This window comes from Bacteroides difficilis (genome assembly GCF_048319815.1).
Taxonomy (GTDB): Bacteria; Bacteroidota; Bacteroidia; order Bacteroidales; family Bacteroidaceae; genus Bacteroides; species Bacteroides zhangwenhongii.
The window spans coordinates 1,468,783-1,495,066 of sequence record NZ_CP182814.1 but is presented as its reverse complement, the minus strand read 5'-3'; the positions used below and the strand labels follow the sequence as shown (position 1 = coordinate 1,495,066).

The 26,284-nt window shown below is 40.4% G+C and carries 16 protein-coding genes; 6 read left to right on the top strand and 10 right to left on the bottom strand.

Annotated elements, in window-relative coordinates:
• Window positions 1-89 precede the first annotated feature (89 nt).
• The 9 genes from ACNOGP_RS05410 to ACNOGP_RS05370 form a co-directional block, all read right to left on the bottom strand.
• The gene (locus ACNOGP_RS05410; RefSeq protein ID WP_418214281.1) at window positions 90-968 is read right to left on the bottom strand and encodes a metallophosphoesterase; all 879 of its coding nucleotides are present in this window, start codon (window positions 966-968) and stop codon (window positions 90-92) included.
• Between the two features lie 111 nt (window positions 969-1,079).
• Window positions 1,080-2,324: a DUF2264 domain-containing protein gene (locus ACNOGP_RS05405; protein WP_195532049.1), complete on the bottom strand. Its 1,245-nt coding sequence runs from the start codon at window positions 2,322-2,324 to the stop codon at window positions 1,080-1,082.
• A gap of 87 nt (window positions 2,325-2,411) precedes the next feature.
• Window positions 2,412-3,494, bottom strand: a complete 1,083-nt coding sequence (locus ACNOGP_RS05400; protein ID WP_195629200.1) for a glycoside hydrolase family 88 protein — start codon at window positions 3,492-3,494, stop codon at window positions 2,412-2,414.
• 26 nt (window positions 3,495-3,520) lie between these two features.
• Window positions 3,521-5,335, bottom strand: a complete 1,815-nt coding sequence (locus tag ACNOGP_RS05395; protein ID WP_418214280.1) for a glycoside hydrolase family 2 protein — start codon at window positions 5,333-5,335, stop codon at window positions 3,521-3,523.
• Window positions 5,336-5,521: 186 nt separating this feature from the next.
• Window positions 5,522-6,040, bottom strand: coding sequence for a DUF1735 domain-containing protein (locus ACNOGP_RS05390; protein WP_195532052.1), 519 nt, complete (start codon window positions 6,038-6,040; stop codon window positions 5,522-5,524).
• A 21-nt stretch (window positions 6,041-6,061) separates the two neighbouring features.
• Window positions 6,062-8,107 (bottom strand): RagB/SusD family nutrient uptake outer membrane protein, encoded by a 2,046-nt coding sequence (locus tag ACNOGP_RS05385; RefSeq protein ID WP_287667026.1) that lies wholly within the window; start codon window positions 8,105-8,107, stop codon window positions 6,062-6,064.
• 27 nt (window positions 8,108-8,134) lie between these two features.
• Entirely contained in the window at window positions 8,135-11,281 is a 3,147-nt protein-coding gene (locus ACNOGP_RS05380; RefSeq protein WP_418214279.1) for a SusC/RagA family TonB-linked outer membrane protein, read from the bottom strand.
• Between the two features lie 270 nt (window positions 11,282-11,551).
• Window positions 11,552-15,571 (bottom strand): hybrid sensor histidine kinase/response regulator transcription factor, encoded by a 4,020-nt coding sequence (locus tag ACNOGP_RS05375; protein ID WP_418214278.1) that lies wholly within the window; start codon window positions 15,569-15,571, stop codon window positions 11,552-11,554.
• A gap of 96 nt (window positions 15,572-15,667) precedes the next feature.
• Window positions 15,668-17,728: an acetate--CoA ligase family protein gene (locus tag ACNOGP_RS05370; RefSeq protein ID WP_418214277.1), complete on the bottom strand. Its 2,061-nt coding sequence runs from the start codon at window positions 17,726-17,728 to the stop codon at window positions 15,668-15,670.
• A gap of 120 nt (window positions 17,729-17,848) precedes the next feature.
• Here ACNOGP_RS05370 and metG point away from each other — a divergent pair, with 120 nt between their 5' ends.
• Window positions 17,849-19,888 (top strand): methionine--tRNA ligase, encoded by a 2,040-nt coding sequence (gene metG, locus ACNOGP_RS05365; protein WP_186966035.1) that lies wholly within the window; start codon window positions 17,849-17,851, stop codon window positions 19,886-19,888.
• A 3-nt stretch (window positions 19,889-19,891) separates the two neighbouring features.
• Window positions 19,892-21,334 carry a lipopolysaccharide biosynthesis protein gene (locus ACNOGP_RS05360; protein WP_143866297.1) on the top strand — a complete coding sequence of 481 codons (1,443 nt, stop codon included), beginning with the start codon at window positions 19,892-19,894 and terminating at the stop codon, window positions 21,332-21,334.
• On the opposite strand, the gene ACNOGP_RS05355 is transcribed toward ACNOGP_RS05360, so the two are convergent.
• The gene (locus tag ACNOGP_RS05355) at window positions 21,331-22,161 is read right to left on the bottom strand and encodes a hypothetical protein (protein ID WP_007762192.1); all 831 of its coding nucleotides are present in this window, start codon (window positions 22,159-22,161) and stop codon (window positions 21,331-21,333) included. The genes ACNOGP_RS05360 and ACNOGP_RS05355 overlap by 4 nt on opposite strands.
• An 88-nt stretch (window positions 22,162-22,249) precedes the next feature.
• Between ACNOGP_RS05355 and ACNOGP_RS05350 the strand changes: the two genes are divergently transcribed.
• Genes ACNOGP_RS05350 through ACNOGP_RS05335 form a run of 4 tightly spaced genes read left to right on the top strand, consistent with a single transcriptional unit; the run spans window position 22,250 to window position 26,251 of the window.
• Window positions 22,250-23,212, top strand: coding sequence for a glycosyltransferase (locus ACNOGP_RS05350; RefSeq protein WP_186966037.1), 963 nt, complete (start codon window positions 22,250-22,252; stop codon window positions 23,210-23,212).
• 12 nt (window positions 23,213-23,224) lie between these two features.
• A complete protein-coding gene (locus ACNOGP_RS05345; protein ID WP_418214276.1) occupies window positions 23,225-24,250 on the top strand; it encodes an exopolysaccharide biosynthesis protein in 1,026 nt (341 codons plus the stop codon).
• 4 nt (window positions 24,251-24,254) lie between these two features.
• Window positions 24,255-25,169, top strand: coding sequence for a glycosyltransferase (locus ACNOGP_RS05340; protein ID WP_418214275.1), 915 nt, complete (start codon window positions 24,255-24,257; stop codon window positions 25,167-25,169).
• The gene (locus ACNOGP_RS05335) at window positions 25,166-26,251 is read left to right on the top strand and encodes a glycosyltransferase family 4 protein (RefSeq protein ID WP_272719662.1); all 1,086 of its coding nucleotides are present in this window, start codon (window positions 25,166-25,168) and stop codon (window positions 26,249-26,251) included. Before ACNOGP_RS05340 ends, ACNOGP_RS05335 begins: the two co-directional genes overlap by 4 nt.
• Window positions 26,252-26,284 lie beyond the last annotated feature (33 nt).

Sequence of the window (26,284 nt, the reverse complement as noted above, 5' to 3'; positions counted from 1 at the left end):
ATTATATCGCCAGTTTGTAATCAGAAGATGCTCTCCACTTTTTCAAATGAAAATACATTCTTCAACCATAGTCTATTTCCCTCCTTCAATTAAAAGTCAACGTCCACAAAAGAGAACTTATTCCTTTTATCCGTTCTGTATTCCTTTAAATAAGGAGAGTAAGTTTCCACACTCACACATCTTTTCGTAATATCTATATTCACAATGCGCAGAAAACCCGTTTGTCCTTTATTCGAGCCTTTCACCCCATCTTGGAAATTAGCCAACATCTGATATACTTTGTTGCCATGTTCACCTGTACTAACCAATGTTCCGATACCGCTATTTAAAACATGTCCACTAAAGACAAATAAAATATTGGGATATTTACTTACTAATTTATCCCACATCTGTTCTCCATTATTCACAGCATTAACACCAGTATCCTTACCTAATCCATACTTTTGTGGTAGCCAACGATCTCCCTCGCCCATGCGTGTATCATCTGAGTACATATAAGCATGTGTATTAATTATCACTTTATGATCTGGATGTTTTTGTACTACCTTTCCTGCCCAATCCAAGACACTATTACGAGGTCCAAATTCCAAACAAAGAATTAACCATTTTAATCCACCCGCTTTGAAAGTATACCATACATTATCCATTTTCCCTTCCTCAAATGCTCCTCCAAAGTTCTTAGTCTTGCTGTACTTATCGTAAGGGAAATAATGATTAAAAAGTTCTGAATCTCTCTTGTTTGAGTTCTTACCCAAATCATGATTTCCCATTACAAAAGCATAAGGAAGTTTATTATCCATCATATTTAGAGCACCAGCAGCCTCTTTCCATTCCTTATCAATATTGTGGTCAGTCATATCCCCTTGTTGCAAAACAAAGTTAATACTATCAGCATTGTCAACCACCCATTGTATCTGCGACCTCAATATATTCGGATAGAGCCGCGAATAGGTCTGTATATCCGGCAATAAAACTAATTTTACTTGTTTATGCGACTTACAACTTGATAATGTATAAATTGTAATCAAAAATAAAACAAACCACTTCCCATGCTGTCTCATTAGATATTAGATTTATCTTTAATTCCTAATAGCATCATCTTTCTTTATATCACGGCTACCACTCCAAATCTTCATAGAAGACCATTTTTCCGGTTTAGCCGTCCAGAATTCATCATCCGGCTGTAACCCTAAAGGTAAGAATATAAAAGTACACAAATAATTACTACCTGTCGACACATACCTGTCCGCAATCTCTGGCTGATGACCACAAAATCCCAAGTTCAGCCATCCGTCTTTATCAAAAGTACCTTTAATTAGCTGATTTTTCATCACTTTAGTCAATGCACAACGTACTTGTGCCGGTTTTATATGTTTTGGCAACAGTTTCATCCAAGAGACTTGAGCCAAAACCTGAAATGCTCCAAAGCGATATCCCATAGATCTTCCCAACACCGGGTAAGTTCCTTCTGGAGAAATCATCTTTTCTTGCTGATCAGCGTGACGAATAAAACGCTGTAATTGTACATCATAAAAATCCGCCCCTTCTATTCCATGCTTTTTCATAATAGCCAATACATCTATCAACATAGGTTGGATAACATAGCTATTATAATAATCTAAATGAAAATTACGTCCATCACCATACCAACCATCTCCTTTATACCATTCTTTATGTCTTTTCAGAGCATGATGAATAGGCTTTAACTCACATTCACCCGTAAATTCCAACAAAGCAGCCTCGATTGTAGCAGAAAACATCAACCAATTACATTCAAATGCCTTAATCCTACGAGAAGCTTTCAATTCTTTAATAACCCTCTCTTGAGTTATTTTATCCAATTTAGGCCATATCTGATCCTTCGAACGAATTAATCCTTGCGCAAAAAAAGCAGCATCCACCAATGGTTGCCCACCAGGACCATCAAAACGCATATAGTCTGGAGATTCCGGATTCACAGCATTTGCTATTGACTTTACTACCAACTCTGTATATTTAGCACGTAGTTTCCCTTCTTTCGTTTCATCAGGAGGAAGATTCAACCAAGCTGAAATACCATTGAAAGAACGCCCTAATGCCTCCAAATGTGTAACATTCTTTCTAGTATTGCCATTGTTCAACCCATCGAAAGTTTCAACAGGCATGTTCTTTCTTAATGTATTCTGACTTAGATTTGTATAAAGCGGATCTATAATCTTAATCATTGTCTTTACCCAATATTCACGATCCTTACTTTTCTGTGCAAAAGCACTATTCTCATTACCCCAAAAGGATAATGCCAAGAAAAGCAATAATAAAGTACTCTTTTTGTTATTCATTTCCATACAAAGTTTTTATTATCAAAGCCCTAGTAACTTCAAAGTAAGTCGGTGGCTTCTTTTATAATTAATAAATTTAATTGCCCTTCACAACTATCTCATTTTTAGCATTTCAATACCTGCCATCAAAAATGCCCCTACCCCATACACTTCTGTCATATTCTGTGTAACTTTTTCAGGAGCGGCACTGACCGGTTGAACATACCCAAGCATACCATCCTCGTGAACATAACTTTTCAATGCTTTCCAACCTTTTTGAACAGCTTTTTTATACTTTTTATCTTTCAAGATCCCTTGATTTACTCCCCAACCTAAACCGTAAACAAAAAAACCGGAAGCACTATTTTCGGGAGAAGGATATGAATCGGGATCAAGCATACTTGCGTGCCAAGAACCTTTTTTGTCCTGACACTTAATCACAGCAGAAGCCATTTCCTTATAGATATTCAAATAGTAATTGTAAGTAGGATGATCTTTAGGCAAAGTTTGCAGTAATAAAGGTATTCCTGCAAACACCCATCCGTTTCCTCTTCCCCAAAAAACTTTCTCACCATTCTTTTCTTTTCTAGGAATATATCTCCTATCACGATAGTACAATTTCGCATCCTTATCATATAAAGAATCAGTAGCTTCTTTAAACTCCCGATCCATAAAATCTAAATAATTTTTCTCCGGATAAAGTTTATTCAACTGACCATACACCGGAGGAGCCATAAACAAAGCATCACACCAGGACCAACGTTCCGACCATCTTTTAGCGCCAAGCCATAAACGTGCTTTCGACGGATTAGCTATAATAGAATCCACCCGCGCTATTGTCGGTCTGATCATTGCCGGATCACGAAATTTCTCATACATACGGATATACATCTGTGCTATGACAAGATCATCCGCATGATAAAGACGTTTCAAGAATGCCCAACTATGCTTTTTTCCGATCTGCATCAGAAAGTCATAGTAACGAGAATCCTGTGTGTAATCTGCCCACTCCACCATACCTCGGAATAGTACAGCATTTGTCCATTCCAAATCATGATGTTTCACTTGTGGCTGATGATTCACCTGCCACATAGCAACTTTATCAATTAGTACACGATCTTGGTCTTTGTTACTTTTCGCTTCAACAGTTGAAAAGACTGCAAAAAGAGTAAAAACCCCAATAAGTATCTTTTTCATGGTAAAATATATAATCTTTATGTTTATTATTTCAATGAATTGCAAATATCCTCATTCATCTTTTTCAAAATAGCTTCGTCTAGTTTAATCACTTTACGGTCATAGGTTATCAACCCATTCACCTCTACTTCTACATCGGTAGTCTGTGTATAAACAGCCGCAGAAAAGCCTTGGCCAATCATTTCCTTCAACATCTTAGCATATCTTAGATACTCTGCCGTAGCTTCTGCCGATGTATTAAATTGTACATATCCCCAGTTTCTATCCGGTTCCCAAAGATGATCCTTCAATACCAATCCAATTCCTCCATATTCTCCTAGCACTGTGGCCCGCTGTGCATCATATAAATACATTTTAGGACCAGGATAGTTATGTAGATCGAGCATATCACCACAAGTATAATGATTACCACCACTAGCAGGATTAACTAAACGTGTCGGATCATATTGCTTAGTCCATTCTGCAATTTCACGAGTTTTAAATTGTCCCCAAGCCTCGTTAAAAGGTACCCAAGTTCCAATACACGGATAAGAATAAAGACAATCAATGATTTCTTTCCATTCTTTTCGATAGTTAGCTTCAGATTCGGGCGAACGCGTCAGTTCTGTTCCTTCAAAGTACTTCCGATTCTGCCATTCCGGATTTTTATCACCACTTGGCATATCCTGCCATACAATAATGCCCATCTGATCACAATAAGTATACCAACGAGCAGGTTCTACTTTTATATGTTTCCGTATCATATTAAAGCCGAAATCCTTCGTTTTTTTAATATCATAGCGTAACGCCTCGTCTGTAGGTGCCGTATATAATCCATCCGGCCACCAACCTTGATCCAATGGGCCAAACTGAAACAAATCTTTATTATTCAGTTGCAAACGTACAATACCTTTTTCATCTCTTTTCATAGAAAATTTACGCATCGCCATATAACTCTTTATACAGTCAATCCGTTTTCCTTCTGAAAATAAAGAAACTTCCATCTGATATAAAAATGGATTGTCGGGTGACCAAAGTTTTACATCAACAGGCATAGAGATTTCAACTGGTAATCCATTAATAGATGTTCCCATAGCCACCAGTTGTCCTTCATCAAAAACTTTTACCTCAAACTTATCCGAAACTCTATCATTATCAGTTTCCACTTTTACCTTCACCCCATTTGTATCTATATCGGGAGTAGTTCGTACGTTAGTTATATAATGATCTGCTACCGGTTCTAGCCATACAGTCTGCCAAATGCCACTTACCGGAGTATACCAAATACCACGCGGCTGACTTACCTGTTTTCCTCTAGGCTGAGTTCCTTTATCTGTCGGGTCCCAAACTTTTACTACTAGAGTATTTTTCGAACCATCCAAAGCTTGTGTTATATCAAAAGAAAATGGGGTAAAGCCTCCTGTATGTTCACCCACTTTTATATTATTCACCCATACCTCTGTTTTCCAATCAACAGCTCCAAAATGAAGCAAAATCTTTTTCCCTTTCCACTTTGAAGGAATTATGAAGCTACGTTGATACCATAAATTTTTATTCTCTCCCAATATTCTTCCAACTCCGGAAAGAGAAGATTCAATAGCAAAAGGTACGAGTATTTCACCATCAAAAGAAGTTGGTATCCCTTTTCCTAATGGCTGAATAGTATAATTCCATAGACCATTCAGATTAGACCATTCAGAACGTTCCATAATAGGACGCGGATATTCCGGTAAAACATTGTTAATGTCAATGTTTTCTGCCCAAGATGTCTTAATTTTATTGCCGACCGGTTTCCACTGTGCCCATAATACCTGAGAAGATAATAACAAGGTGACTCCTACTAAAACTAAATGTTTTATCATATATAATTTAAATAAAAATATAAAGCACTCTCCTATTCATATAAATATTCTACAAAAATAGCATATCAAACTTCAATATACCTCACAAAAAAAGAATATAAGGAAAAGAAGAAGTGATGAATGGCAGGGAGGGACCTTTCTCCCTACCATTCTTCCCTCAAAAAATAAAGGTTCTTAGTTATACTATTACTTTACTTTCACTTCAATTAAGACACTCTCTTTCTCTGAATCAACAGTCTGCTGAGAAACCAGCCGTAGAGGAAGTACACAAATAGCACCGCTATTATTCGTAATGAAATCATATACTGCAGTCTGATTGAATGTAATCAATATGTCAGTACCTCTTACTGTACCATCAAAGTGAAGGTCTGTTTCACTCAATGTGTAGGCAGTGCTCGGCAAAAGCTTGTAAGTACGTCCAATGGTGGCACCATAGTCTCCAATTTCCTCAACAGTCCAAGGTTCTATCTTTACGTCACCTGTCATGGTTGGTTGCGCTCCACCTTTCAATACTGTTACAGTATAAATAGAAGTTTCTGCTGACCGATCTACGGTATATGTCTCATTTAAACTATTTTTCAGTGCAAATACTACATTATATTCTTCTGGGAAAAGAGTATCGTAGTCACAATTATCTTCTATACAAGCCCCTCCTATTATCAACAGAAGAGATAATGTAAGCAATTTATAAAATCTTATTTTCATATCTTCGTTTTTAATTTATGATTAATATCCTGGAGCTTGAACCATCTGCGGATTAGCATACAATTCATTCAAGGTTGTATTCTTGCCATCTTCTGATACCCCCTGAGGAACAGGTAATAAATAAGAACGATCGTACCATGCAAACGGCTGGTCAATAAGAGTAGGTTTATTAAAATCTTCAAAAGTAGGATTTACTTTACGACCATTTAGTCCATAAAAAGAACCAGCTTTCAAACGCTCAGGCGCAATAGTCCAACGGCGTAAATCATAATACCGTAAACCTTCTTCATAAAATTCAACAAAACGTTCATTACGCACCCAATCCATCAAGCTCATATCACCTAAATCAGTGGTGGTCAATTCCTTAACACCTGCACGTTTACGAATTACATTCAAATTATTCAAAGCCTTTTGAGTTTCACCCTTAGCAGCATAGCACTCAGCCAAGTTCATATAAAGTTCTGCCATACGTACTAACGGACGACGAGGGCAACCCCATTGATGAGTACGAGTAGAAGAATACCATTCCGCATTAGGATCCAAAAATTTCTTACTTAAATAACCGGTACCCACGTAATGACGATCACGGCTTCTATTATATCCATTAGTATTTGTATTCTTGAAATTGATCCACAAAGGATTCTTGCCATCCTGAATTTTAGGACTGTACATACAACCATCATAAGCAATCCATGCATAAAAACGCGCTTCACGCTGCGTATTCAGTTTAATGATATCATACTTTACCGTTTCTTTATCAGGCATTGACTTATTATCAGTATTTACTTGTCCCTCATGATAACGGGTATACCATTCCGATTCCGGATAGAACTTTGGATCTTTAGCAGGAATCAGACCATTTTGGGTATAAAAATGCTGAACGGTATAAAGAGTAGGAGCTTCTGCCGCATTCCCTCCGTAGAGGGTTCCTTTACCTGTCACGACGTAAGAAGGTGGCTTAATTGTGGACTCCTCACCTTGATTCACTGTTTCATTACTTATACGTACTCCCCAAATAATTTCCTTATTTCCTTGACTCTCATTTGCATAAGATAAATATTGGAACATACGTACACGCTCCTTAAAAGCTATATTTTCAGATGTTTCTTCCTCACGACCGGGAATGTAAAGCAACCCCAACTTTTGAGTTGCCGCAAGCTCATTAGCCGTATTTACATCAAACAATTCATAACCAGCGTCTTTAGCCACTTTTAAAGCTTCTTCACAAGCTGTTATAGCTCGATCCCATTTTTTCTCATCATACTCGTGACTAACCAGTTCGTTACCATATCCTGGAGTTTGAAAATTCATATTTTTCCACTCAGGAAAAGGAAAAGAACCATTCCACAACGGAGAAGCCGCATAAAGTAGCAATCTGGCTTTCAAAGCCTTGCAAATAGTAGAAGTAGCACGTCCCAGATCCCTATCCAAACGCACAGGAGGCAGCCCAGCTGCTGCATCATCAAATTTCTTTGCAATATAGTCTACACAATAGTCAAAATGAGAGCGACCAGGCAATTCATCTGTCGTTATACCCGGATCTACCTTACCATCAATAATTGCAATCGGACCATATGCTTGAAGTACACGCATTTGATAATAAGCCTCCAAAAACATAGCCTCGTGCATAAAAAGGTCACGGTCTTCAGAAGAAAGATTTGCAGGTTCGGACTTCTTCAACTGATTCATAAACTCATGAGTATAACCTAAAAAGTTATAAGAAGGCGTCCAAATGTTGTAATCGGTATTACAACTAGGTACTCCCGCTTGAGAAGAAGGAGAAGCCGTCCCCCACTGAATACGTTGCGCAAAAAATGCATAACCCGGTGGAAAAGCATTCTCATCATTACCACGTTCATAAGCTTTAAAATAAAAAGGTTCAGAACGAGGCACCCCGCCATAGCATGTATAAAGGAAATCTAACGTAAGATCAACATCTTTCATTGTGTCGTCAAAGTCTGGCGTAGCAGGAGGAATTACATCTAGATAATTGCAAGACACCAAACAACAGCTTGCCAGAAGTATACTGGCAGTCCGCTTAATACTTAATTTTATATTAGTAAGCATATATAATATGATTATTTCGTTATTATATTAAAAATTCAACTGTACTCCGATATTAAATGTTCTGGAAAGCGGATAGGTTGTCCACGACAACTCCGGATCCCACTCCTTGAATGGACTGAATACCGCCAAATTATCACCTGTGAAATAAACACGACAATGCGGGAAATTGTAACCGATCTCAAGTGTTTTGAAACGGAGGAAGTTACGATTGACTAGCCAAAATGAACTAGGTACCATATTCTGTTTTACGTCACTTTCGTTTACTCCGAGACGAGGGAAACGTGCATTAGGGTTAGGATTATCTACTGACCAGTGGTCGTCAGCAATCCACTGCATCATATTCTGCGGAACAGATGACGTAACCCCTTGACCGGAAGTCAAGAACGGCTGAATGTTACTTAACATTACATTACGCTGCGCCGACCCATTAAAGAATGCTCCAAAATCCCATTTCTTATAACTGATATTAATACCAAAACCATACTGAATAGCCGGAGTATTTCCATTAGGTTCAAGTATTACCTTATCCTCTTCCGTAATATAGCTGTCACCATTCACGTCACGATACTTAATATCACCAGGGCGACACTTGCCTAGCATAGACTGATCTGCCCAATGAGCAATTTCCTCTTCACTTTCAAATAATCCATCTGCCAAATACCCCACAACAGCACCAATTGGACGTCCTGTCTGACTTTGCCAAACGTAAGGGTAAGAAGGTTCATCCTTGTACTTATATTTGTTCTTATTGTAAGTGAAGTTTCCACGTAAATCAACAATCCAATCTTTGCCAAACTGCTTCTTCCAGTTTACACTTAGTTCTACTCCCTTATTTTCTACCTCACCGATATTACTCCACGGAGTAGATCCCCAATAACCCAACATACCCGGCCAAGAGGCACGACGCATCAAAATACGGTCACGATAATCACGGAAGTAATCAAAAGTAATGCGCAATTGATTAAAAAGTGACAAATCAACCCCTACATCAAATTTAGTAACATGTTCCCAGCCTGCATTCTCAACAGAAAGGACACGAAAAGCAGGTCCTTTATGAGATTGTTCTGTTCCAGGAAAACCAGTCCAAAATCCATTACTTGAACCGCCTATTTCCACATTATTAGTATAAAGGAAGTGAGGAGCACCACTATCAAATTGGTCACTTCCAACCAAACCATAAGAAGCTCTTACTTTAAAATAATCTATCACTTTCTCCACAGGAGTCCAGAACTTCTCCGAACTTGCTACCCAACCGACAGATGCCGCAGGGAAAAACTCAAAACGACTGCCTTCAGCCAAACGTTCCGAACCATTATAACCAAAATTAAATTCCAGCAAGTATTTATTAGCATAATCATAAGTTACACGTCCGGAATAACCTTGATTACGATTAGGCAGCACACTATCACGATATTCACGCATCATATACATCGCCATCGCTGTTAAATTATGATCGCCAAAACTACGTTTCCAGTCTAATCGTGCATCAAAATAAAAAGTCTGATTAGTATAACGATTAATACTACCTTGATTAAGGAAAGGATTACCAGTCTGAAGCTCTGTCAACTCATAAGAATCCGGATTTTCGACATTCCATGAACCATCTTTTACTGAATAGAAATAAGGTTTCATACTATGAGTATAGTGCGTCAAAGCATAGCTTTTTACATTAACTAATGATTTAAAGCTTAATCCCTCAGTAATAAAATCCAGTTTCTGATTAATATTTAAAGAAGCGTTCATTGTATGATATTGCTGTTCCTTATAATTACTCAACATATATTCATAAGGATTCACCGCCATTTCACCTTTACCTACCAATTGGCTACCAAACCGAATTATATTTTCATCATTCGGTTGCTCGGGAAAATAAGCAGGATATGAAACAGGATTAGCACGCATTACACGCTGAAAGATGTCGCCAGTACTATTACCCGGACCGTGTTTAGAACCAATCTGCGCCATTATACGGAGATCAAGCATAGTAGTATTAGTCAATTTATAACCAATATTGTTTTGAAAACTATATGACCAATTATTTATGTTATTGTCATACACATAGTTTTTGGGAGCCTCCATTAATCCTGTATCATGATTCGCCTGTAAACTCATATAATAAGTAACACGTGATCCACCACCTTGCACATTCACATTAGCACGTTGATTCATATTACCACTTCTGTACATCAAGTCAAACCAATCTACATTAGGATAAACATAAGGATTAATTCCCTGTTCGGTGTAAGCAATCTGTTCATCCGAATAAAAAGGAGTAACATCACCATCTAAACGAGCAGCTTGAGCCTCATTGTAATAACGCATAAAATTTGGTCCATCTACAAACTCTACACGATTAGTTGGAGTAAAATAAGAAGCTTCTAATGATACACTCACTTTAGCCTTAGTGTTCTCACTACCTTTCTTGGTAGTTACCAACATTACACCATTAGCACCACGATTACCATAAATTGCAGTGGCAGAAGCATCCTTTAACACCGAAAAACTTTCGATAGTTTCTGCCGGAATACGGTTCAGATCATCTGCAGTAATTTCCACTCCATCTAATAAAATCAAGGGAGTAGCTACACCACCAAAAGTATTAATACCACGAATATAAAATTGAGAAGAAGAACCTGGTTCACCACTAGTAGTCATAGAAACGACACCGGCCAGTTTACCAGCCAGCGCACTAGTAAATGAAGAAGAAGGAACCTTAAAATCCACACCTTTTGCCGTGGTGATGGCACCAGTGATTGATACTTTCTTTTGAGTACCCTCACCTATCACAACAACTTCGTCTAACACTTCGTTGTCTGATTCCATTTTAATAGTCATCACACCTAAATCTCCGACCATTAATACCAAAGGTTTGTAACCAATGTAAGAAATTTCCAATTGAGATTTACTCGTCACTGAGATGTTAAACTTACCGTCGACATCAGTAATGGTACCACTCGTTTCGCCCTTTACTTTAATATTGACACCTACTAAGGGTTCATTAGTACTTGCATCAATAACAGTACCGGTCAAAATACGCTTCTGTGCCACTGCACTTTGTTGTACTGTATCAACACTACCAGTCGCATAAAGTGGCCGCGCTCCTACAAAAAGACTTAGTAGGAGTGCTGCTCCCACACATCTCTGCTTCAACTTTGAAATTTGACTTTCTTTCATAGTATATTATTAAAAATAAATAAAATAATAATGTAACCGAGAATTACATATAATTGATACACAAAAGTATGCTACTTATAGATTATAAGTAAGTAGAATTTTCTCTAAAAATGCAACAAACGTCCCTATTTTAACTGCAGAAACAACTAATTACCCCATCAATGACACAAAAATAATATGCAGAACGTCTCAAGTAAAAGAAAGAATAATAAATCTGTCCCAAATACCAAATATATGGGTAAGATTCTCAAAAATACAATTCAAACTTACCTATCCGGCAAATTCTTTAGGCAACACCCCAAACTGTTTCTGGAAGCACTTGGAAAAATAGGAAGGAGAGTTAAAACCTACCATATAACAAATTTCATTCACACGTGCATTACCTTCTTTCAACAATTGGGCTGCCCGTTTCAATCTTTCCAGTCTCAAATATTCATTCGGACTTAAATCTAGCACTCCTTTGATTTTTCTATAAAAGTTGGATCGACTCATATTCAATGAATCTACAATGTCATCCATACTAAAATCAGGGTTATGATAATTATTCTGAATAATTTCATTTAGTTTCTTTATAAACTCCTCATCAGCCTTTGTTAAAGCCATTGTATTAGCAGTAACAAAAGGAGATTGTGTAAAAGCCTGCCGTAATTTCTCACGGCTATTAATTAAATTAGCAATACAAGCCTGCAAATATTCAACAGAAAACGGTTTTTCTATATATGCATCTGCTCCCAGCTCCAACCCTTCTATCTTCGATTGAATATTTGTTTTTGCTGTAAGGAGGACAATAGGAATATGGCTATAATCCAATTTAGACTTAATCACTCTACATAATTCAAACCCATCCATTCGGGGCATGACTACATCACTTACAATCAGCGTTACCTCATTACTATCCAATACTTCCAAAGCCTCCACTCCATTTGTAGCAGTTAATACAATATAACTATTTTCCAACTGCCGGACCACAAAAGATAGCATATCCGGATTGTCATCTGCTACCAGTATCACCGATTTGTTTGCCTTATTCTCCATCAATCCTACCTGACGTTCTGTAACCTTATTACTTTCCACAAAGCTAGGCTCCACCACTAATTTAATTACGCTATCTTGTTCTACAGGAAGCATCAAACAGAAAGTATTTGCTTCTTCTCCCTCCAACATCATCAAATTACCTCGATGCAACTCAGCCAACGAACGTGACAATGCCAATCCAATACCTGTACCAGTAGTTACTTTTCCATTATCTTCTTCATTAAAACGAATAAAAGGTTTAAATATCTCCTCCTTCATCTCATCCGGAATAATAACACCATCATTCACAGTACGGACATAGAATCTTTTTTCCGTCTCTACTTCATTTAGATCCAATAATAGATATACATAGGTTTCCGCATATTTCACTGCATTATTCAACAAGTTACTGATAATTTTCGTAAATGCTTCCTGATTGATATGTGCATAAAAATCCTGTTCAGGTACATTCAAAACAAAATTCAACCCTTTCTGCTTTGCCAAAGAGGTAAAGCGTTTATGAGTTTCTTTCAAGATTTCCGTAACATTACATTCAGTAAAGTTCAAGCGGAACCCCTGACTTTCCGTTTTACGGAAATCAAGTAATTGATTAACCAGATTCAGCAGCCGTTCCGTATTCTGTTTCATGACATTCAAATCTTCCCGAGTTTCTGCATCCACCTGTTTCTTTAATATAATATTTTCCAACGGACCTTTTATCAATGTCAACGGAGTGCGTATCTCATGGGCCACATTCGTAAAGAAGTCAATCTTTGCATGATATACCTCACGCTCCTTTTCCTGTTCAAACTTCTCCATCTGCCGACGATGTTTGTAATTACTACGTCTCTTGAAATACATAACCGCATACAGAGAGCAACCTATTATCAACAAAGCATATATGAAATAAGCACAAATTGAAAGATAAAAAGGAGGTAATATCTGTACCTTTAATGATACTCCTTCTTCATTCCATACCCCATCACTATTAGACACCTTAACCTTAAACATATAATTGCCGTAACGCAAATTGGAATAAGCAACGATAGGACTTTCACCGACCGTCAACCAATCTGTATCAAAACCATCCAACTTATACATGATCTTACTCATTTTCGGAGCCTGAAAGTCCAATGCAGCTACCCGAAAAGAGAAAGAATTCTGATTGGCCCGAAGTACGATTTCATCAGAGAACGTGATACTTTTCTCCAACGGAGATCCCGGATCACCCACATACACTTCCTTACCAAACAACAGAAAATCCGTAATCACAACAGAAGGAAGAGACTTGTTCTCCGAAAAAGTCTTCGGATTAAACGCTACAAAGCCATCAATACTTCCTAAATAGATCGTTCCATCCTCCGTCTCAAAACTCGATCGATAGTTAAACTGATCTCCCAACAAACCGTTGGAAGTTGTATATACTTTCATCCCACCTGTAGCCGGCTGAAAGCATACCAGGCCATTATTGGTAGTCAGCCAAAAGAATCCTTCTTTATCCTCCACAATCTGATAAACCACATCGTTCGGCAATCCGTCAGCCAAACTATAATTGGTGAAAGTCTCCGTATCCGAGTGAAAACAGCAGAAGCCTCCACCTTGAGTAGTCAACCACACCTGACGATGTGAATCCTCAAAGATACTTACCACTTTATCATAGGGTAGACTTTTCGGATTATTTTCATCATGCAAATAGTTTTTCCATCTTTTCTCGTTTACATTATAACAATAAGCACCATTTGCATAAGTTGCAAGCCAGAGGTTACCACCGGAATCTTCTTTTATATCATATACAAACTTTCCATTCAGTTCCGGTATCCGGTCAAAACCATCCAACTGTTTATTATAGCGCAACAAACCAAATAAAGTACCTAAATAAATATCTCCCGTCGTTGTCCGGCAAATAGAAAAAACACTATTATCCACTAACGAATGAGGTGACTCTGTTTTCAGATACGTTTTTACAATAGTTCCCGTCCGCGTATCCACCACTTTCACTCCCTTTGAGAAAGTTCCTACCCAAAGGTTATCACCAACCATACACAACCCATGTACATTTGTAAAAGCATTGCTCGGTGTGAAGAAAGAGAAAGTCTTTGTTTTAGGATTAAAACGATTCAAGCCTCCATCTTCCGTACCAATCCACAAAATACCCTGATTATCCTGACAAAACTCACGTACACGTTTCCCCTGCAACCCGTTCGCTGCTCCTTTTGGATAATATTTCTCAAAATTCGTATAGAAACGGGGATAATAGTTTATCCCACCGAAGTAAGAACCAATCCAGATACCACCTTCGCGGTCTTTGCACAAAGAATAAATAGCATTATCTGACAAAGAGTACGGATCGTTAATCGAACTACGCAAATGAACATACTTACCCGTCCGGAGATTATAAATATAAAGCCCCGACTCTGCGCCAATCCAAAGTTCATTGTCAGAAGCCACCAGCAATTCACGGCAGAATACAGACTCTCCACCTTCATCCACCGAAAGCAAATCATGTAATTTATTCGAAGTCAGATTCAGCTCCTTCACCCCTCCTTTCAATGAACCTACATACAGGCAGTTGTACGCACCTTTCGCGAGGCATATCACAACATCGTTCGCATAAGTTTCTTGTTTATCCACAGGAGACAGATAGGGATGAAGTGTTTTCAAGCGGTCTTTCGAATAGAAAAGTCCGTCACCGTAACAGCCAATCCAAAGCGTTCCGCTATTATCAAAAGCAAAAGTCTGCACATTGCTGGTAAGAAAAGAAAAATCCTTTAATGTATGATTCCGAAGTTGGTCCTTTTCCAAATCATAGCAGAACAATCCCTGTGACTCTACAGCCATCCAGACGCATCCCTGATTATCACCGGATATTGCAGTTACTGTGTGTTCTACTCTTGTACCCTCCAGACTGAGTTCGGTAAAGTGCAAAAAAGAATCTTTCTCCGGATAATAAACGTAGAGCCCCACATCTGTTCCTATCCAGATATTTCCCTCCGCATCCTCATAGAGAGCCGTAATAAAATTATTGCCAATGCTTTGCCGACTACGATTATCATGTTTGAATTTACGGAACGACAAACCGTCATACCGGTTCAGTCCATCCTTCGTACCGAACCACATGAATCCTTGCTTATCCTGCAAAATCGCATTGACTGTATTCTGGGATAATCCGTTTTGTACACTCAGATTTTTGAAATAATAATGTTCATTCGCCACTTGTGCATGGCAAATGCCCGAGTAACAAACAAGACAGATCAAAAGTAGTAGAGTCTTCTTCATATTACGTGTTTTCTAGCTTTCTGTTTGAATTACCAAATGTAGGCAAAATAACAAAAGAAAGATAGCAATTACGTCTCAATGAATAATAAAATAGTCCTATTTCTCTATTCGAATACGTGCGTCAACCGCCACAACCGCCTTCTCAGTTGCCAAAAGCGGGTTTATATCCATTTCTTTAATCTCTGTCGCAAAACGGAGCAAGGTAGACAAACGAACAATGATTTCCGCAAACTTATCCTCATTCACCCCCTTTTGACCACGTGTCCCCTGTATGATTTTATAAGCCCTCAGCGAATGAATCATCGAATAAGCCTCTTCATAAGAAAGCGGGGCCAAACCCGAAGAGACATCCTTCAGCACTTCCACAAAAATACCTCCCAGACCACAAAGGACCACATGCCCGAACTTCTCCTCATATTTCGCTCCAATGAAAAGTTCCGTACCTTTCAGCATTGGCTGTACCATGATTGCTTTCGCATCGGCTATTTGCATCATACGGTCAAACTCCAGAGACAAATGTTGCTCACTCTTGATATTCAACACGACCCCGCCAACATCCGATTTATGCACAGGTCCAACGACTTTTGCCACCACCGGAAATCCGCAACGACGGGCAAAAGCCACCACTTCTTCCTTATTATCCGACACAAATTCATCTACAAGCGGAATACCGGCTGCATGAAGCAAAGCCTGTACATGATGAGGCGCGATATATCCGTCATCCGGAATAGAATCAATGATCCGCCGAATTCTCGGAACATCCACTCCGAACAGTTCTATTTCAGGAACTGCCGGTTTAGGAGCATTCACAATGCGGGAAAGAGCAGTCCCTAATGTGACCTCATCCGAAAAGTTCACGTGACCTTTAGCAAGGAACGCTGCCACTTCCGCTCCGGCAGTATTGATGGAAGGAAGTATCGGGAAAATCGGTTTACTGCAAACCTGCATTTTCTCATGAAGCACATCGTACATCTCGAACATAGTGACTAGTCCCGGAGTTCCAAAAATGGCCATCACAGCATCTATATTCTCAAATTTCTCTTCACAATAGTCAATACAAAGACACAGATGTTCCGGGGTTCCCGTAGCAAGAATATCAATCGGATTACCGACAGCAGCTCCCGGAAAGAGTTGCGCTTTCAGTTCTTCTGCCAGGTTACCTTCTAACTTCGGCACATTCAGCCCCCCCTTGCTCAACGCATCCGTCAGCATTACTCCGGGACCTCCGGCATGAGTGATAATCGCAAAATTCTTTCCCTTCAGTTCGGGCAAGGTAAACACACAACCGACGGTAGTCAGCTCCTCACGTGAAAAGCAACGTACAATTCCCGCTTTACGAAACAAAGCCTCAACAGCAGAATCCGAACTGGCAATAGCTCCCGTATGCGAAGAAGCCGCACGGCTTCCACTTTCCGAGCTTCCCGCCTTAATCGCTGCAATCTTACACCCTTTTCTTATCAATGAAGAAGCATGGAACAATAATCGGTCCGGATTTTGGATACTTTCAATATAGAGCAATTTGATTCGTGAATCATTTTCAGAATCGAAGTTCTCATCCATAAACTGTAATACATCCTCCACCCCAATCTGTTTGGCGTTTCCTACCGACCATACAGAGTTGAACTGCAATCCTTTAGTCACCGCGCTTTCCAAAATGAATACGGCTGTAGCACCCGAACTGGAGATAAGATCCACTCCTTTCGGATTTAAATTTGGAATTGGTTGACTGAACACACTATGGTGCCAAGTATTCATCAATCCGATGCAGTTAGGTCCTATCAACGACGCGCCATATTTGTTTACAGTTTCCAGAATACGTTCTTCCAACAATGCCCCCTCATGAGTCTCCTCACCAAAGCCGGCAGAAAGTATGATAAAAGCCCGGGTATGCTTCCGACCAGCCAATGTTTCTACAATGCCAGGACACATTGAAGCAGGAACCGCCAATACCGCAAGGTCCGTATCAGGCACGTCTTGCACATCCGCAAAGGCAGGAACTCCCTGCACTTCTTTCTCTTTTGGGTTCACAGCCCGAAGTTCTCCCTGATAACCCCCGTTTATCAGGTTCTTTAATATTGCGCCACCCGGCTTATGTACATTATTCGAAGCCCCTACTACAACAATGCTCTCAGGGCGCAGCAACTGGGTTGTTATCATATCATACTCTAATTTTCGTTTAACTTGAATACAAATATATTCTTTCTTACGAGAAAAAAGAAAGAAAAGTCATTATCTTTGCACATTACAAAGCTGAAAACAATAAAATCACACGATACAATGGAAAAGAAATTCAAAAGAACCACCGTCACATCGGCATTGCCCTATGCGAACGGACCTGTCCACATCGGTCATCTGGCCGGTGTATACGTACCCGCAGATATTTATGTACGCTATCTGCGCCTGAAAAAAGAAGATGTATTATTCATCGGCGGTTCGGACGAACACGGAGTGCCTATCACGATCCGTGCCAAGAAGGAAGGAATCACCCCGCAGGATGTAGTAGACCGTTACCATTCCTTGATTAAAAAGTCATTCGAGGAATTCGGAATCTCATTCGACGTGTATAGCCGCACCAGTTCACCGACCCATCACCAACTGGCTTCGGACTTCTTCAAAACATTGTACGACAAAGGAGAATTTATCGAAAAAACGTCCGAACAATACTACGATGAAGAAGCTAAAACATTCCTCGCCGACCGTTATATCACCGGAGAATGTCCTCACTGCCACTCGGAAGGAGCATACGGCGACCAATGTGAGAAATGCGGTACTTCACTCTCTCCGACAGATCTTATTAATCCGAAAAGCGCCATTAGCGGGAGCAAGCCGGTAATGAAAGAAACCAAGCATTGGTATCTTCCCCTCGACAAACATGAGGCATGGCTGCGCAAATGGATTCTGGAAGATCATAAAGAATGGCGTCCCAACGTATACGGTCAATGCAAAAGCTGGCTCGACATGGGCTTGCAGCCACGTGCCGTAAGCCGCGACCTCGATTGGGGAATCCCCGTTCCCGTAGAAGGAGCAGAAGGAAAAGTTTTGTACGTATGGTTTGACGCGCCTATCGGATATATTTCCAATACCAAAGAACTGCTTCCCGATAGTTGGGAAACATGGTGGAAGGATCCTGAAACCCGTTTGATTCACTTCATCGGCAAGGACAACATCGTATTCCATTGCATCGTATTCCCTGCAATGCTGAAAGCTGAAGGCAGTTACATTCTGCCGGACAACGTGCCGAGCAACGAATTCCTAAACCTGGAAGGAGATAAAATTTCCACTTCCCGCAATTGGGCTGTATGGCTGCACGAATACCTGGCCGATTTTCCCGGAAAGCAAGACGTACTCCGCTATGTACTGACCGCCAATGCACCGGAAACAAAAGACAATGACTTCACCTGGAAAGACTTCCAGGCACGCAACAATAACGAGCTGGTCGCTGTATATGGCAACTTTGTGAATCGTGCTATGGTACTTACCCAAAAGTACTTTGACGGAAAAGTACCTGCACAGGGCGAATTGACTGACTATGACAAGGAAACTCTGAAAGAATTCGCAGACGTAAAAGCAGAAGTGGAAAAACTGCTCGACATTTTCAAATTCCGCGATGCACAGAAAGAAGCCATGAATCTGGCACGTATCGGTAACAAATATCTGGCCGACACAGAACCGTGGAAATTGGCCAAAACAGATATGGAGCGTGTAGGCACTATCTTGAACATTTCCCTACAGCTGGTTGCCAACCTCGCCATCGCTTTTGATCCGTTCCTGCCGTTCAGTTCGGAGAAACTCCGTAAGATGCTGAATATGGACACATTCGAATGGGCTGAACTAGGAAAAGACAATCTGCTGCCCGTAGGCCATCAGTTGAATAAGCCGGAACTGCTATTTGAAAAGATCGAAGACGCTACTATCGAAGCACAAGTACAGAAGTTGCTTGATACTAAAAAAGCAAACGAAGAAGCGAACTACAAAGCCAATCCGATTCGTCCGAACATCGAGTTCGATGATTTCACGAAATTGGACATCCGTGTAGGTACTATCCTCGAATGCCAGAAAGTTCCAAAGGCAGATAAGTTGTTGCAATTCAAAATCGACGACGGACTGGAAACACGTACTATCGTATCGGGCATTGCCAAACACTATCAACCGGAAGAGCTGGTAGGCAAACAGGTTTGCTTCATCGCCAATCTTGCCCCGCGCAAACTGAAAGGTATCGTCAGCGAAGGAATGATTCTGAGCGCCGAAAATAATGATGGCAGTTTGGCTGTTATTATGCCGGGACGGGAGGTAAAGCCGGGCAGCGAAGTAAAATAAAAAATGGGCGAAGAGCAATCACTGAGACAAAAGACAGCCAAAGGATTATTTTGGGGAGGACTCAGCAACAGCTTACAGCAGTTGCTGGGACTTCTTTTCGGAATTGTTCTGGCTCGTCTGTTGTCACGCTCCGATTATGGTATGATCGGTATGCTGACCATCTTTTCAACGATAGCCAACATCCTGCAGGAAAGCGGTTTCATCTCCGCTCTGGTCAACCGTAAAAATGCTTCGGACAAAGATTACAATGCCGTATTCTGGTTTAGTGTTTCCTGTAGCGCCATCTTATATATATTACTCTACCTGTCGGCTCCACTGATTGCCGAGTTTTACCGTACGCCGGAATTAGTCCCCCTTTCCCGGCTGGCTTTCCTAAGTTTTTTTATCGCTAGTTTAGGGATCGCTCCACGCGCCATCCTTTTCCGCAACCTCAAAGTGAAAGAAAATACGATTATTTCCCTTTCCTCACTTACATTATCCGGTATTACAGCAATAGTCCTTGCCGTAAATGGATTTGCCTATTGGGGCATAGCCATACAATCACTTGTATACGTAGCAGTTGTCGTTATACTCAATTGGTACTTCGCCAAATGGATGCCTAGCTTCCATTTCGACTTTTCTCCTATAAAAGAGATGTTCGGTTTTAGTAGTAAAATGTTAATTACCAACATATTCATGACTATCAACAACAACCTGTTCTCCGTACTATTAGGGAAATTCTATACCAAGCAGGCAGTAGGAGATTTCAGCCAAGCAAACAAATGGAATAACATGGGACATTCCTTAATCACAGGAATGATTAACGGAGTAGCCCAGCCCGTATTAGCAAGCATAACGGAAGACACCCAGCGTCAGGTAGCCGTATTCCGTAAAATGCTGCGCTTCACCGCATTTATCTCTTTCCCTGCCATGTTCGGCCTCAGCATTGTATCCAAAGAGTTCATCGTGATTACCATTACTGACAAATGGCTCGTTTCCGCCCAAATGATGCAATTGCTCTGTATCTGGGGTGCGTTTATCCCTATTAATAACCTGTTCTCAAACCTATTGGTCAGCCGGGGACGTTCTTCCGTGTTTATGTTCTGCAATATCACACTCAGCATTTTGCAACTTATCACAGCATGTCTCAGCTATCCTTATGGTATCACAATGATGATTTATCTGTTCATTACCATCAATATTTTATGGCTTTTTGTCTGGTATTTCTTCGTCAAAAGAGAAATACCTTTGACTCTATCCTGCGTACTCAAGGATATCGCTCCTTATTTCTTATTAGCAGCCACATTGACTGCCTCCGCTTATTATATCACTCTCGGAATCCGAAATCTATATTTATCCTTACTCATAAAAATAGTGCTGGTAGTATCTTTGTACGCTCTGATTTTATGGAAATTACAATCCGTGATATTCCGTGAGTGCATTGAATTTATAAGAAAGAAAATCTAAACACGAAGTATTTGCAGGGGAATATCTCCTAATTGGGCAGCCAGTTCCGAAAAAGAACTGCCTGAAGATCCATAAATCTTTTGAGTGCGTGACAGTGTATACATATCGGCTACAGCATCCTTAATTCCGGAAATCGAGCCACGATCAGAAACCGCCTCAGCCGTATGCACCCTGCCACCATAACGATTGCGTAACTGCTGTTTCACCTCTTCCGAATCAGTTGCCAAATAGATGCACAAATCATCATACATGTCACTTTCTTTGTCCAACTGTGTAAAAAACAAATCCAATGGACTTTGACGGATGGCTACCGTATGATCTGCACGACGAATATGTACACCTACCGTATGCTTGGAAAAGTAACAAAAACGGCGTTCGACTTCCTCACAAACGGAAGCGACAGGGTGAAACAAAGAACGAAGTAAATTTGTACTGTAATTCGCAAACTGGTCACAAGTAGCAATATACAACCGTCCACTTTGAGATGCCCACTCTTCCAGCTCCGACTCCTTATAACAAAGAGCACGTACATCCCTTTCATACAGACAATCCTCAAACAACAATTTCTGAAAAAGTTTCGGAAGATAAAAATTACGCCTGCGAGGACGGTCATACATAAGCAAATGTTTGCAAGAAGTCTCCGAAAAGGATATATTCATCAACTCCGGTTCCTCAAACACTTTGAAAAAGGGAGCATTCAGTCCCCAATCACGGAACCATAGTACTTCCAACTTTCTCCTTACTCTATATGTCAAGGTAACGGCAGAAGCTACAGCGCGCATACGATTAGCTAATCCTCCCACCGGCACTAATATTATCTTTTCCATAATCATATATTCATTTCCAACACAAAAGTAAACAAGTTTATTATTCTTTGGCTATTTTTGCAGACAGTATTTACACAAATTCAAAAATATGAATATTAATCCGAGCTCACCGGTTTCCATTTCAGTCGTTATGTGTACCTATAACGGAGATAAATATCTTGAACAACAAATAGATTCTATATTGTGCCAAACCTATCCCATCCATGAATTGATCATACAAGACGATTGTTCTACCGATCGTACAGTAACAATTATTGAAGCATATCAAAAACGAGACCCACGTGTCAAACTCTATATTAACGAGGCACCACTAGGATTCAATTACAATTTTTCATCCGCCTTCGCCAAAGCTGAAGGTGAATATATCGCCTCTTCCGACCAAGATGATATCTGGCGACCGGATAAGATAGAGATTCTGATGAACCACGCAAAAAATCATTCTCTACTTTTTCATAACTCTTACCTATTCACCATGGATATTCAACAGACCATGGGAAAAAAGAACAAATCTAATGTACTTTACAACGAGCTTTATCTATTAATGAAACCATATGTCCCGGGACACGAATGTTTCTTCCACCGCAATATCCTACCCATTTTCCAGCAAGCTGTGAAACAAGAGAATAACATCTCCTATGACTCCTTGCTAATGTTGGCTGCCGTTGTCTCCGGACCAATAGAGTTCATTGACGAAGGACTGGTCTATTGGCGTAGACATCCTCAAGCCACTTCCTACCATACGGAACAAAAGTACAATGCATGGGAAGGACTGCAAACTGCTCTGAAAAGCCTAAGCAACCACTTACAGCGCAATGTTACAAAAAGATATTTTCAAGCTGTCAGCAGCTATCCATTCAGGCAGAAATATACCATCCGAACAATTCGGTATATGAAGACAGGCAGTATTGTTGGAATTCTGAAAGCCTGTTGCGTCTGTTGCATTCAGCATAAACAACTTTATCCCCATACACGTTTTTTGCAATCATGCATCAAGTCTTTTTTCACTCCCTTGTATTTTATCCGAGATTGTAGTAAATTTGCCATCCATTAATGACTTAGGAATATGATAACATTTACTGTATTTCCGCGTTTAAGGCAAAACCCTAACGAAAAAAGCAATCCCTATATAGAGAATTTCATCGCTTCCTTGAACCGTGAAGGAGAAAGTACTGTTATCAATCCTCCACACCGAAACCCGCTTCTTAGCATATTGCCTCCCAAACGATGGGGAGACGTGATTATCTTCAATTGGTTTGAAAGTATTCCTGATTTCAAATACGGACTTTTACAAGCTGTCACGGCAATCTGTTTCGTAACAATACTCAAATTGGCAAAGAAGAAAATCGTATGGGTACTGCACAACAAAAAACCACACAATGACGGATATACAGGCATGAAAAAATTCCTCATGCGTTTCATCGCCCGGAAAGCGGATTTAATACTTACACACGCTACCGAAGGGCTGGAAATCATCCGGCAGAGATATCCGCAAGCCAGCGGAAAAGTTCATTTTCTGCACCATCCTACCATCAATCGACTTCCCCGACAGTTACCTGCCGAGAATAATATTCTTTATGATTTGCTGATATGGGGTACTATCTCACGCTATAAAGGTATACATGAATATCTTTCATACCTACGCAACCATCCGGAGCAACACCCCAATGTCTGCATTATCGGACGATGTGCCTCCGCCTCTTTGTTGAAAGAATTGCAGGCCAAAGCACCTGATTATGTCAAAATCATCCCTGAAAGTCCATCGTTTGAAAAGCTAAGTAATTACGTATCCTGCTCCCGTTTTGTACTCATTCCTTACTGTCCTGATTCTGTATTAAGTTCGGGAGTATTAATGGATTCCCTTTCTTTCGGGGCAAAGGTAATAGGACCAGCCACCGGATCATTCATCGATTACAGCCACAACAGTCTATTAAACGTTCACACATTTAAAAGTCTGGATGATATTGCCGTCATCCTCTCAGACCATAAAAAAGAAAAAGCCTCACTAGTTGGATATAGGCAATTTCTCGATGAAAACGCTTGGCAGTACTTCGGCAGCAAAATTATTGAACTAGTAACAAAAACCAAATAACATAATGACAAAATACGCTCCCATATTGCTGTTCGTGTACAATCGTCCGGAACATTTAAAACAAACGATGGAGACACTTCAAAGCAACACACTCGCTGCCGAAAGTGAGCTCTACATCTATTCCGATGCAGCCCGCAAGGACACAGACGAGGCAGCTGTAACTGAAGTCCGCAACTATATCCATAAGATAACAGGATTTAAGAACGTCACCCTCATCGAACGGAAAGAGAACTGGGGACTTGCGCGTAATATCATTGACGGAGTTACTACACAAGTCAGCCGCTTCGGGCGGGTTATCGTAATGGAAGACGACTTGATTACAGCACCTTACTTCCTACAATTTATGAACGATGCACTTGAGACTTACAAAGACGAGCCACGCGTCGGTCACATACAAGCTTGTGATTTCACCAACGACCCTTCCCTGCCCGATACATTTCTTATCAAGTTTACCGGAAGTTGGGGGTGGGCTACTTGGGACAGAGCATGGAAATATTTCAATCCCGACGGGAAAGAGCTGCTCCGCCAATTGGAAGAACGTAACCTCACACGGAGATTTGACCTCAACGGGAATTATCCTTTCACACGAATGCTGAGACGCCAAATCGAAGGGAAAAATAATTCATGGGCCATCCGCTGGAATGCCAGCCTGTTTCTAGCAGATATCCTCTCGTTAAACACCGGACGTTCACTTATTCAGAACATCGGTTTCGATGGAAGCGGCACCAACTGCGGCGGTGGCGGTTTATACAGTTCCACCTTATGGATGAAACCGCTCCCAATAGAAAAATGGTCGCCAATAGAAGAAAATGAAAAAGCCAGAGAAGCATTCGCACGCTATTACCACCGCACAAATTGCTTTATGGCCAAAGCGATCCGACGAATTAAACGTACCTTGAAAGGAGACTTCGGCGCATGAAAATATACTATTATCACACACGCCCCATACAAGAAGCATTGGACGAATGGAAGAACCATTTACACCCCGGACATATATTATATGGGCTCACTCATTTCAGTAAACACGGTATTCACCCGATACTCCACCATTACCGTCATTTCGCATCCCGTATACGGTTCTCACTCTACAATTTCTTTGAAATCATACGTTGCAAAGAACCGTACGACCTTTTGTATGGTACCTCCTTTTACGGACTAGAGCTTATTATCTTCTTACGTGCGTTCGGATTGTACCGCAAACCCATTGCTATCTGGCACCATCAAGCCGTAGTCCGAAACTCCAACAAACTGAAGAATTTGATTTCCCGCTTTTATTACAGAGGTATCGATCAAATGTTCTTTTTCAGTCAGACGTTAATTGAGGACTCTTTAAAATCAGGCAAAGTCAACGCCGGTCAGTTGCACCTTATACATTGGGGAGCCGACCTTGATTTCTATGACTATCTGAGACAGCACCTTCCAGCCGCAAACGAAGAAGAACCGGAAAAGACGTTTATCACTACCGGGAAAGAGAATCGTGACTTCACCACCTTGTTAAAAGCATTTGCCGAAACAGGGCTTCCCCTCGATGTGTTTACCACGCCTGCCGCCGGAGACAAGAACTATGAGCTTTTACTAAAAAAATATATACCATATACCAACATACGGATACATTTCACGGGCGGTATCATCCCACACAAGCTCGCCACAGAAGTAGCACATTCAAAAGTAGTAGTCATCTGCTGCCTTGACACCCCCTACACCGTGGGACTCACCACACTGGTAGAAGCTTTTGCATTAGGACTCCCGGTGATTTGCTCACGTAATCCTAAATTTCAAATGGACATTGAAAAAGAAGGAGCAGGTATCTATGTAGACTATAATGATACGGAAGGATGGAAACAAGCCATCCGTTACCTCTACACCCATCCTGAAGAAGCACAGCAAATGGGAGCCAACGGTCGGAAACTGGCAGAACGGGAATATAATTTAGAACATTACAGCCGCGAATTATCGCAAATCTTAACTACTACGGTAAAAACTTATCGCAAGCAACCATAGATTTGCAACGAAAAGCGTACATTTGCATAAACT